The sequence below is a fragment of the Amycolatopsis sp. NPDC104587 genome (assembly GCF_055583645.1).
Genome location: NZ_JBVJNO010000028.1, coordinates 38,003 through 49,275 on the forward strand (window position 1 = coordinate 38,003; position 11,273 = coordinate 49,275).

The 11,273-nt window shown below is 73.2% G+C and carries 6 protein-coding genes; 1 reads left to right on the forward strand and 5 read right to left on the reverse strand.

The genetic code is table 11. The features are described from left to right. Positions 1-32 precede the first annotated feature (32 nt). Positions 33-2,966 carry a translation initiation factor IF-2 N-terminal domain-containing protein gene (locus tag ACZ61C_RS47210; protein WP_465314543.1) on the reverse strand — a complete coding sequence of 978 codons (2,934 nt, stop codon included), beginning with the start codon at positions 2,964-2,966 and terminating at the stop codon, positions 33-35. A gap of 550 nt (positions 2,967-3,516) precedes the next feature. Here ACZ61C_RS47210 and ACZ61C_RS47215 point away from each other — a divergent pair. Then, positions 3,517-4,944 carry a S8 family peptidase gene (locus tag ACZ61C_RS47215; RefSeq protein WP_465314544.1) on the forward strand — a complete coding sequence of 476 codons (1,428 nt, stop codon included), beginning with the start codon at positions 3,517-3,519 and terminating at the stop codon, positions 4,942-4,944. Between the two features lie 127 nt (positions 4,945-5,071). Here ACZ61C_RS47215 and ACZ61C_RS47220 read toward each other — a convergent pair whose 3' ends face one another. The 4 genes from ACZ61C_RS47220 to ACZ61C_RS47235 all read right to left on the reverse strand — a co-directional run bounded on the left by ACZ61C_RS47220 (position 5,072) and on the right by ACZ61C_RS47235 (position 11,092). After that, positions 5,072-5,902 carry an ABC transporter permease gene (locus ACZ61C_RS47220; RefSeq protein WP_465314545.1) on the reverse strand — a complete coding sequence of 277 codons (831 nt, stop codon included), beginning with the start codon at positions 5,900-5,902 and terminating at the stop codon, positions 5,072-5,074. Then, positions 5,902-6,702, reverse strand: a complete 801-nt coding sequence (locus ACZ61C_RS47225) for an ABC transporter permease (RefSeq protein ID WP_465314546.1) — start codon at positions 6,700-6,702, stop codon at positions 5,902-5,904. The genes ACZ61C_RS47220 and ACZ61C_RS47225 overlap by 1 nt, the downstream gene beginning before the upstream one ends. An 89-nt stretch (positions 6,703-6,791) precedes the next feature. After that, the gene (locus ACZ61C_RS47230; RefSeq protein ID WP_465314547.1) at positions 6,792-7,736 is read right to left on the reverse strand and encodes an ABC transporter ATP-binding protein; all 945 of its coding nucleotides are present in this window, start codon (positions 7,734-7,736) and stop codon (positions 6,792-6,794) included. Positions 7,737-7,777: 41 nt separating this feature from the next. Further along, positions 7,778-11,092, reverse strand: coding sequence for a phosphodiester glycosidase family protein (locus ACZ61C_RS47235; RefSeq protein ID WP_465314548.1), 3,315 nt, complete (start codon positions 11,090-11,092; stop codon positions 7,778-7,780). Positions 11,093-11,273 lie beyond the last annotated feature (181 nt).

The window sequence follows — 11,273 nt, forward strand, 5'->3', positions numbered from 1 at the left end:
CCGGTGCGTTACCACCGGGGTCCCCTAGTTGTTCAGTTGCTCTGTTCCGAGGCGTGCACCGGCGGGCCCGCCGGGCGTGACGCCGCCCGGCGCGGACGGCGCCGGGTGGAGCGCACGGCCGGCTCGGGCACGCTGACCTCGGGTTCGGCGACCGGCTCGGCGGCCTCCGAAGACTCGGTGACCGGCTCTTCCGCCGGTTCCGGCGCCGAGGACCGCTCGACCGCCGGCTCGTCCTGCGGCACCGGTGTCTCGTCCGCCTCGGTGGTCACCGGGACGTCCGCGACCTCGGTGGCCGGCGCGACGGCTTCCTCGGCCGGCTCGGCGGGCTCGGGCTCGGGCTCGGGCACGTGCCCGTTGCCGTTCAGCGCACCCTGGTCGTGCTCCTTGGCGGCCTTCGAGGCGTTCGCCATCGCCGCCACCGCGGACGCGACCGACGCGCGCTGCTCCGGCGGCGGGACGGCGTGGACCTCGGCCTTGGCGGCCTCGGCCTGCTCCTTGGCGGCTTCCTCGCCCTTGCCGCGGCCCCGCGACCGGCGGGAGCTCTTCTCCCCGCCACCGCCGCCGTTGCCGCCGTTGTTCCCGCCGTTGCCGCCGTGGGTGTGCGAGCCGCCGCCCGTGCGCTGCACCTCGGTCGAGACGACCACGCCCCGGCCCTTGCAGTGCTCGCACGGCGTCGAGAACGCCTCGAGCAGGCCGGTGCCGATCTTCTTGCGGGTCATCTGCACCAGACCGAGCGAGGTGACCTCGGCGACCTGGTGGCGCGTGCGGTCGCGGCCGAGACACTCGGTCAGGCGGCGCAGCACCAGCTCGCGGTTGGACTCGAGCACCATGTCGATGAAGTCGATCACGATGATGCCGCCGATGTCCCGCAGCCGGAGCTGGCGGACGATCTCCTCCGCCGACTCCAGGTTGTTGCGGGTCACCGTCTCCTCGAGGTTGCCACCCGATCCGGTGAACTTGCCGGTGTTGACGTCGATCACCGTCATCGCCTCGGTGCGGTCGATGACCAGGTAACCGCCGCTCGGCAGCCAGACCTTCCGGTCGAGCGCCTTGGTGATCTGCTCGTCGATCCGGTGGTCGGCGAACGCGTCCCCGGTGCCGGTGTAGCGCTTGAGGCGCTCGGTGAGCTCCGGCGCGACGTGGCTGACGTAGCCGTTGATGGTCTCCCAGGAGCGGTTGCCCTGGATCTCCAGCTTGGCGAAGTCCTCGGTGAAGAGGTCACGCACGACCTTGACCAGCAGGTCCGGCTCTTCGTAGAGCATGGTCGGCGCGCCGCCCTTGCGGCCGGAGCCGGCGTCGGCCTTCTCCTTGATGACGTCCCACTGGGCCTTCAGGCGGTCGACGTCGCGGCCGAGCTCCTCCTCGCCGATGCCCTCGGAGGCGGTGCGGATGATGACGCCCGCGTCCTCCGGGACGATCCGCTTGAGGATGTCCTTGAGCCGGCGGCGCTCGTTCTCCGGCAGCTTGCGGGAGATGCCGGTGGCGCCGCCCGCGGGCACGTACACCAAGAAGCGGCCGGGCAGCGAGATCTGCGTGGTCAGCCGGGCGCCCTTGTGCCCGACCGGGTCCTTGGTCACCTGGACCAGCACGGAGTCGCCGGTGGAGAGCGCCTGTTCGATCTTGCGGGCCTTGCCCTCGAGACCGGCGGCGTCCCAGTCGACCTCACCGGCGTAGAGCACGGCGTTGCGGCCGCGGCCGATGTCGATGAACGCGGCCTCCATGCTCGGCAGCACGTTCTGGACGCGGCCGAGGTAGACGTTGCCGACGATCGAGCCGGAACCCGACTGCGTCACGAAGTGCTCGACCAGCACACCGTCCTCGAGCACGGCGATCTGCGTCGCGTCGCCCTTCTCGAGGACGACCATCGTGCGCTCGACCGACTCGCGGCGGGCGAGGAACTCGGCCTCGGACAGGATCGGGGCACGGCGGCGGCCGGCCTCGCGGCCGTCACGACGGCGCTGGCGCTTGGCCTCCAGGCGGGTCGACCCGCGGACGCTGCGCACCTCGTCGCGCGCCGGGCGCTCGCGCTCGGCCTGCTCGGCCTTGGCCTGGCGGACGTGGGTGACGGTGTTGGGCGGGTCGTCGGTGGTCTCGGCGTCGTCGCCGTCCGAGCCCTTGCGACGACGACGGCGGCGACGGCGCTTGTTGCCACCCTCGCCGTCTTCGCTGTCGTTGCCGTCGTTGTCCGCCTCCGCGGCGGCGTCTTCGGTCTCTTCGGTGTCCGCTTCGGGCTTTTCGTCCGTGTTGCGGCCCTTGCGGCGCGGCTCTTCGGCCTGACCGTCGTCGTTGTCGCCGGCCTCGTCGCTGCCGTCGGCGCCCTTGCCCCGGCCACGGCCACGGCGGCCGCGGCGGCGACGGCGGCGGCTGTTGGCGTCGTCACCGTCGTCGTCACCGGTGTCGGTGGCCGGCGTGGTGTCCTCGGCCTCGTCTTCGTCCGCCTCCGGCTCGGGCTGCGGCTTCGCCTTGGGCTGGGCCGGCGGCTGCGGCGGCTCGGCGAACGGGTCCGCCGGCTTGCGGGCCGGCTTGGCCGCGGCGGGCTCCGGCGGCAGGAAGACCGGCGACGGCGCGGCGAACACCGGCAGGTGCGCGCGGGTCTTCTGCCGCGGGCGCGGCTTGTCGGCCTCCGCGGCCGGCACCTCGGGCACCGCCGGGGCCTCGGCCTTCTTCGGCTCCGGCGCTTCGGGCTGCTCGGCGGCGGGCTGCTCGGCAGCCGGCGCCGCGTCGGTGGTGCCGCCCGAGAAAGCCTCGGCGACCTTGAGTGCCACTTCCCTGGTCACGCTCGACTGCGCGCTGCGGACGCTTTCGCCCAGTTCGGCCAGCTTCGCGAGGACGTCCCGGCTGTGCGACTCGAGCAGCTTGGCCAGCGCGTGCACCCGGATCCGGGCGGGCAGGTCGGCCAGCGGGCCGGTCGTGGGTGTGGCGGGATTCCCGCCGGTGTGCTCGGCGGGTGTTTCCGCGTTCGACATGTGTCTCCTCCGCCCCCGGGCGCGTCTGCCGGTTCGCACCGGCAGGGACGCGGCCGCGCAGGGGCCCCTTTCTGTTCGTTCCGCCGTGGTGGTCACCAGCGGCGGGAATCCTTGCCCGACGACCGGGCGCCGCACCACCGCACTCGGCAGCGCGCAACCCGGTCAAAGGTCTGCTCGGCGGCGTGCGTGGCCAGGCTGTCGCTACCCCCGGGCCGCCCGCCACGTCGTCCAGCCGCCCGGTCTGCGGGCGGCGACGCGTCGCGGGAGTTCACGCACATCACCGGGCCACAACACCGCAGGCAGCACCTCTCACGTGCGCCCCGCGGCCCGGTGGCCTCCCCGAGTATCCCACACCGGGTGACTGCTCCGTCGTACTCGGTACCTCCGCCCACGCCGCCGGGCGCGCCGCGGGCGTCCCTCCGGACCCACCGGCCGGGGGAACTTGGCCGTAGCGCTTGTCCACCGGGCACGGGGTGGCTACCGTGCGGCTCGGGGTGACCGGGATCTCGCGCGCCGGCACCCGCGGTTCCTGCATCCGGTGGGAGGTCCGGTGTCCCTGCTGGCGCGGCCGCTGCGGGCGGCCGTGTGCACCGTCCTGGTGCTTTCGGGATGCGTCACCGCCGGTCCGGCGGTGGCCGACGAGCCCGGCTGCGGCCACGGGCGGAACCTGCGTTACGTCGTCACCTTCGACCGCGGCACGCCCGAAGCGACCGCCCGCGCGCAGGTCACGGCCGCCTGCGGCGCCACCACCGTGTACTACCCCCAGATCGCCGTGGCGGTCGCCACGTCGGGCGACTCGTCCTTCGGCGACCGGATCGGGCTCGACCGGGCGTTCAGCGCCCAGGCCGAGCGGCTGGCCGCGCAGCGCGCGACGGAGTCCGCCAAGCCGCAGCCCGTGCGGGCCACGCTGCCGGCGACCGACCCCGCGAAGGTGCCCACCGCCGACCTGAGCGCCCAGCAGTGGGACATGCGGATGATCAACGCGGGCCGGGCGCGCGGGTACGCCGAAGGCAGCCGTGACGTCGTCGTCGGCGTCCTCGACTCGGGGATCGACCCGGACCACCCAGACCTGGTCGGCGCCCTCGACCGCGACGACTCCGCCGGCTGCCTGACCGGCGCCCCCGACCGCTCCCCCGCGGCCTGGGCGCCGACGACGTCGGTGCACGGCACGCACGTCGCGGGCGTCATCGCCGCGGCCGACGACGGCCACGGGGTGACGGGAGTGGCGCCCGGGGTGCGCGTGGCGTCGGTGAAGGTGATCGACGACCGCGGGTACGCCGACCCCGAAGCGGCGGTGTGCGGGCTGATGTGGGCGGCGTCGCGGCACATGCGGCTGACGAACAGCAGCTTCTTCGTCAACCCGTGGACGCTCTCGTGCATCCGCGGCAACGACCGCGGCGTGGTGCACGAGGCGCTGGCCAGGGCGGTCGAGTACAGCACGTCCACGGGCACGCTGAACGTGGCGGCGGCGACCAACGAAGCCGTCGACCTGACGCCGTCGGCGCGTTCAGGGGCGCCGGGCGCGGGCAGCGGCTGCGAAGCCCTGCCGGCGGCGCTGCGGGACGTCGTCGCGGTGTCGGCTGTCGGCTCGGACCGGGTGAAGGCGGGTTACAGCTCGTACGGGCTGGGCGTGATCGACGTCACCGCGCCCGGCGGCGAGACGGGCCAGTGCGTCCTGTCGACGGTGCCCGGCGGGTACGCGCCGCTGTGCGGGACGTCGATGGCCGCGCCGCACGTGACGGGGGTGCTGGCGCTGCTGGCGTCGTCGTCGCCGGAGGCGGGGCCGAGGCAGCTGCGACGGACGTTGGACGCGCAGGCGATGGCGATGCCCTGCCCGGCCGACTACGACCTCACCGGGGACGGGACCCAGGACGCCTACTGCGCCGGGTACGAGGGGTTCAACGGGTTCTACGGGCACGGGATGGTGGACGCGCTGGCGGCCGTGGCCCCGCGGGGACGGCCGGATCCGGCTCGCTGAGGCGTCCGGGCTCGTGTGCGAAACCGGAACTCGCGTGACTGGAGCCGGAACTCACGTGATTGGGCGCGTAACTCGCGTGATCAGGCAGGCATCTCGCGTGATTGGAGGGGCATCTCGCGTGATTGGGTCAGGTCAGGAGGAGTTTGGCGATTCGGCGGGTTGAGGCCCACAGGCCCAGGCCGCCCAGCGCCAGCAGGTAGGCCAGGTTGACCAGCATCGAGCCGGACAGGAGGCCTGTTGCCAGGCCGCGCATCAGCTCGATCGCGTGGTAGAGCGGGAGGCAGCGGACCACCCACTGCAGCGGTTCCGGGTAGACCGACAGCGGGAAGAACGTCGTCGAGAAGAGGAACATCGGCATCAGGATCAGCTGGATGTAGTCGAACTGGGCCGTCGAGCGCAGGAACGTCACCATGGCCATCCCCGTCGCCGAGAACGCCAGCCCCACCAGCAGCGCCGCCGGGACCATCAGCAGGGCCCACCACGACACCAGCAGCCCCATCGCCGCCGCGATCGCCAGGAACGCCACCGAGTAGACCCCCGCGCGGGTGACCGCCCAGCCGATCTCGCCCAGCGCGACGTCCAGCGGGCCGATCGGGGTGGCCAGCATCGCGTCGTACAGCTTCGCGTAGCGCAGCTTGAAGAACAGGTTGTACGTCGACTCGAAGACCGCGCCGTTCATCGCCGACATCGCCAGCAGCGCCGGCGCGACGAACGCGACGTAGCTCATCGGGCGGCCGTCCGGGCCCGCCACCTCGGTGACCAGCTTGCCGAAGCCCAGCTGGAAGGCCAGCAGGTAGAGGAACGGCTCGACCGCGCCGGACAGGAAGATCATCCAGTTGGTGCGGTAGACCAGGTACGACCGCTCGACGAGCATGCGCGCGCGGCCCGCGTACAGCCCGGGCGGGAGGATCCGCAGCAGCAGCCCGGCGCGGGCCGGCGGCGCTTGGACGCTCACCATCAGACCACCAGCCTCCGGTAGAAGGCCCGGTGCGCCAGCGCCCACCCGGCCGCGAACAACCCCGCCAGCACGGCGAAGTGGCCGAGCATCGCCCAGCCGCCGACCCCGCCGACGCTCACGCCGCGGGCCAGCTGCGTGCCGTGCCACAGCGGGGAAAGCCAGGCCAGCCAGCGGATCGCGCCCGGCAGCTGGGAGATCGGGAAGAACGTGCCGGAGAACAACGTCATCGGCATCACGACGAAGCGGAAGATCAGCCCGAAGCGCTGGCCCTCGTCGTGCGTGCTCGCCGCGAGCGCCGCCATCGGCGTGGTGCAGGCGAGGCCGGTGACCGTGCCGGCCACGACCACCAGCAGCACGCCCGGACTCGTCCAGGCGCCGAAGAACAGCGCGACGAACGCGTAGATCGCGCCGGCCAGCGTCAGCCGGATCGCCGACCAGATCAGGTGCCCGCCGAACACCTGGCCCGGCGACACCGGCGTGGCGGTGACGGCCAGGTAGTCCTTCTGCCACTTGAACCCGGACAGCACCGGGTAGCTCGACTCGCCGACCGCCTGCTGCGCCGCGCCGGCGGCCAGCAGCGCGGGCGCGATGTACTGCAGGTACGACAGGCCGCCGGTGACCGCGCCCGGCCGCACCTGCGAACCGAAGCCGAGCCCCATCGCGGCGAGGAACAGCACGGGCTGGAGGCCGGTGGAGTACAAAGTGGACAGCCAGTGCCGCCGGTACCACGTCCAGTGCCCCTCGACGCGCAGCCAGGCGCCGTGCCACTTCCCGACGACGCGACCGGTGGAGACGGTCATCGCCGCCTCCCCGGACACGACCGGCCGAACCGCCGCGGGCGACCGGCGAGAGTCGTCGGCGAGTGCCTCCCGTTCGTCTTCGTCACGGCTCAGTCCACCAACGTCCGGCCGGTGAGCCGCAAGAAGACGTCTTCCAGCGAGCTGCGGCGCACCAGGCTCGACAACGGCCGCGCCCCGCGGGCGTGCGCGTGCTCCAGGGCCGCCTCGCCGTCGTCGCTGTAGAGCAGCACCCGGTCCGGCAGCACCTCGACGCGCTCCGCGAGCCCCTCCATCCGCTGGGCCGCCCCGGCCTGCTCCCCCGGCGGGAACCGCAGCTCGACGACCTCACGCGTCGAGTACCGGCTGATCAGGTCAGCCGGGGAGCCCTCCGCCGCGATGCGGCCGTGGTCCATCACCACCAGCCTGTCGCACAGCTGCTCGGCTTCGTCCATGTAGTGCGTGGTGACGATCAGCGTGGTGCCCTGCGCCTTGAGCCGGAAGAGGCGATCCCAGAGCAGGTGCCGGGCCTGCGGGTCCAGCCCGGTCGTCGGCTCGTCGAGCAGCAGCAGCTCCGGGTCGTTGACCAGCGAGCGCGCGATCGTCAGCCGCCGTTTCATGCCGCCGGACAACGGGTCGACCTTGTCGTCGGCGCGGTCGGTCAGCTGGGCGAACTCCAGCAGCTCCTCGGCCTTGCGCCGGGCCGCAGCGCGCGACAGCCCGAAGTAGCGGCCGTAGATCAGCAGGTTCTCCCGGACGGTCAGCTCGACGTCCAGGTTGTCCAGCTGCGGCACCACGCCGAGCCGCGCGCGGATCCGCGGCCCGGCCACCTCCGGGTCGAGCCCCAGCACCCGCAGGTCGCCGTCGGTGCGCGGGGACACGCACGCGATCATCCGCATGGTCGAGGACTTCCCGGCGCCGTTCGGGCCGAGGAAGCCGAACGCCTCGCCGCGCCGCACCTCGACGTCGATCCCGCGCACGGCCTCGAACTCGCCGAAGCGCTTCACCAGCGCCTTGGCCTGCACCAGCGCCGGTTCCCGGTCCTCCGATTCGTCCACACCCCGACCATAGGACCGGGCACCGACAAAAACCGAACGGATTACCCGCGGACGGTCACCACCAGCGTCCGCGTCACCCCGTTGACCGTCACCGAGAGCCGCGCGACACCCGGGCGCAGCGCCGTCAGGACCCCGGACGCCGGGTCGAACGCGACGACACCCCAGCCGACCGTCCAGTCCGCGCTCACCGGGTAGGACACCGGCAGGTCCCGGGTGCCCTGGCGCAGGGTCGCCCGCACCTCGGCGCGGTCACCGCGCTTCAGCGAGGAAGGCCCGGACAGCGTCAGCGAGTCGACGTTCGGCCGCGTCTCGAAGCGCACCGGCTGCGCGCGGTCGGCCGGGTCGACGCGCACCAGCGTCCAGCCGACGAACCCGCCGTCGCCGGGCGCGGCCGCCGGGGCCTTGCCCGAGTTGCCGTTGACCAGGTACGGCACGCCGTCCACACGCGAGAGCGAGAAGACGCCCGCGTGCGAGGCGATCGACCCGGCCGGCTTGCCGGACGCCTGCTCGAACCCGGTCAGCCACTGTGTAAGCAACGTGGCTTCCTTCCGGTCGCCGAGCTGGGAGTTCCCGGTCGGGCTCGGGTCCTTCACCGGGTGGTGCATGGCGACGACGACACCGTGGACCGATCGGTCGCGCTCGGCCGAGTCGAGCGCCGAGCGCAACATCCGGATCTGGTCGAACCCGCCCGCCCGCAGCGAACCCCGCGAAGAGTCCATCAGCACCAGCCGGATGCCGTGCACGTCGACGACCTGGTGCGTCACCCCGAAGACGGCCTGGAAGTTGGCGAGCCCGTTGCCACCCTCGGCTTCGTGGTTGCCCGGCACGTAGTACCAGGGCACCTTGCCGTCGAGCTCCTCGGTGATGACCTGCTTCGCGAGCACGAAGTCGGGCGGCGTGCCGCGGTCGACGAAGTCGCCGTTGATCAGCACCAGGTCCGGCTTCGCCGCGACGGCTTCCCGCAGGGCGCGGCGGGCCTGCGCGACCAGCGGGCCGGCCGGGTCGTCCGCGGTGAACTGGGCGTCGCTGACGACGGCGACCCGCAGGCCCCCGGTCAGGGTTCCGTCGGTGACCAGCGCCGGGTCGTGCGGCGCCGGGTCCGCGGGCACCGTCGCCGTCGGCGCCACCTCGAAGGTGAGGTCGTCGAACACGAGGTGCCCTTCGTACTGCTGGTCCGGCACGTTCTCGACGGCGTAGAAGCGCGCCAGCCGCTGACCGTCGGGCAGCCCGGCCGGAACCGCCGCCGTGACGTAGCGCCAGCCCGTCCAGTCGACGCTCAGCGACAAGTCCACAATGGACGCGACGTTCGCCGCGTCGCGCAGCTCCGCCCGCAGCCAGGCGCCCTTGCCGTCGCCGTTGACCCACAGCCCGATCTTCTGCGTGCCGGACGGCACCGGCAGCGGCGACGACGGCGTCACGTAGGCCGCGCGCGTGGCGGTCGTGCCGGTGAGCCGGTAGTCCAGGGCGAGACCGGCGCCGCCGTCACGGCCGGGCGCGGCCGACAGCGCCGCGCCGACGACCGCCGGGAACACCGTCGCGGCCCAGCCCGCGGTGCCGTCCAGCGGCGACGCGACCTGCGGCACGGTACCCACCGATGCGGCCAGGTGCGTCGTGAAGCCCGCGGCGGTCGCGGTGATCGCAGACGCCCCGGACGCGGTCAACGCCGTCACCGAGTACCCGTCACCCGCCGGTTCGACCTTCACCACGGCATGGTCGTAGTCCAGCTTGACGTCGTCGGGCTCCAGCCAGGTGCCGTACCCGTCGGCGTCGTAGCCGTAGACCTTGAACGTGCTCTTCGCGCCGGCGCCGGACAGCGCGACCTGCTCGGTGCTCGTGCCGAGCCGGACCGGCTTGCCCAGCACCGAAAGCGTGGTCTTCCCGGCCGCGCGGCCGGACTTCGCGACGACGTCGACCGCGCCGGCGCCGTGGCCGGTGACGACCCCGCGCGTGACGGTGGCCCGCCGGAGGTCGGAGGTGCTCCAGCGCGGGTCGGCGGCGACCGCGGCGCCGGTCTCGTCGTGGCCGTCGGCGACGAGGTGCCGGGTCAGGCCGGCCAGGACGCGGTTCGCGTCGGCCGTCGCGACCGCGGGAGCCGGGGCGAACCCGGTGAGGCGACCGCTTCCGGGCACCGTCGTGAAGCCGATCCCGTTGGGCACCAGGCGTTCCCCGCCGTCGGAGGGGGCGTTGCGGATGCTCGGCGCGGCTTCGCCCTCGTTGCGCGCGAGGAGCGTCGACGAGCCGCCGCCGTCGAGGTTGATGGCGTCGTCCGCGCCGAGGCTCTTCATGTGGCGCGCCAGTTCCAGCTCGGTCATGCCCCGGCTGTCGGCCTGGCGACCGTCCACAGTGGCCAGCCACAGCCGGCGGCCGTCGGCGGAGAAGCCGACCGCGGTCCGCGGGTGCATGGCGACGTTGTCGACGGGCTGCACGACACCGTCGCGGAGCAGGACTTCGTTGCCGCCCACCGCGACCGCGATCTTCCCGGCGTCCGTGCGCGGCGCGTACGTGACGCCGACCGCGTCACCCGGCTTCAGCGCGGCGAGGGCGTCCGCGCCGGCTTCGCGGGCCAGCAGGACCGTGCTCCCCGCCGCGATCGGACCCGACGCGGGCGCGGCGCGGACGTCGGTGACCACGCCGTCACGCAGTTCGACCTCGACGACACGAGCCGCGCCGGCCACCGACGTCGCACGGGCCGAGGCGCCCCACAGCGGGGTGTAGACGCCGATCGCGTCGCGGTCGAGGACCGGGCTGTTGAAGTTGGTCGCTTTCACCGCGCCGCTCGGCAGCGTCACGTTCGCTTCGAGGAAGACCGAAGCCAGGCGCGCCTTTCCCGCCTCGGTGATCGACGCGGTGAGGTTGTGCCCGGCGGCGGGCGCGGTCTGCAGCTGCCCGTGGTCGATGCCGACGCCGATCGGCGCGCCGGTGGCGTTGATGTCGAAGAAGTCGCCGTTCACCCCGGCGACCGCGCCCGCCCGCGCGACCTGCTGCGAAAGCGGCGTGCGCGCGGAAACCGTGCCCGGGCTGAGGTACGTCGGCTTGAGGACCTTGCTGCCCAGGTCGACGGCGAGGGTGTCGCCGCGGATCCAGCCCGCCGGGTCGAACCGGTCGAACTGGGTGAGGTCGAGCCCGGGCGCGACCTCGGTGGTCGCGCTGCCGGTGACGAGCCCGTCGTCGGGGTCCGCCGCGGCGAAGGTGGCCGGCCCCTGGTGGTCCGAGGACGCGGCGGGCGCGGCCTCGACCGGCGGCGTGCCGAGCGGCGCCGCGAGCGGGTCGGCGTGGGCGGGGACGGCGAACGCCGTCGCGAACAAGGCGACCAGCGGCAGCACAACGCGGGACTTTTTCACCAGGTACCCCAGCATCGAGTGAGAGTGAGCCGGACCCAGCACAGCGCAGCGGCTCGTCCGGCGGAAGGGCTTCCCGGTGAACGCCGCCTGAATGGTCTAGATGTGATGTCCAGGGACGTTGTCCCGAGTTGAGGTGACCTGGTGGCGGCCTGTCGTGCAGACAGGTGAAGGCCTCCGGTTGTGAAGTGGAGCTGTC

Bases quoted from the DNA above. Each gene is read 5' to 3' on its own strand.
- ACZ61C_RS47210 (WP_465314543.1), bottom strand. From the start codon at position 2,966: ATGTCGAACGCGGAAACACCCGCCGAGCACACCGGCGGGAATCCCGCC.
- ACZ61C_RS47220 (WP_465314545.1), bottom strand. From the start codon at position 5,902: ATGGTGAGCGTCCAAGCGCCGCCGGCCCGCGCCGGGCTGCTGCTGCGG.
- ACZ61C_RS47225 (WP_465314546.1), bottom strand. From the start codon at position 6,702: ATGACCGTCTCCACCGGTCGCGTCGTCGGGAAGTGGCACGGCGCCTGG.
- ACZ61C_RS47235 (WP_465314548.1), bottom strand. From the start codon at position 11,092: ATGCTGGGGTACCTGGTGAAAAAGTCCCGCGTTGTGCTGCCGCTGGTC.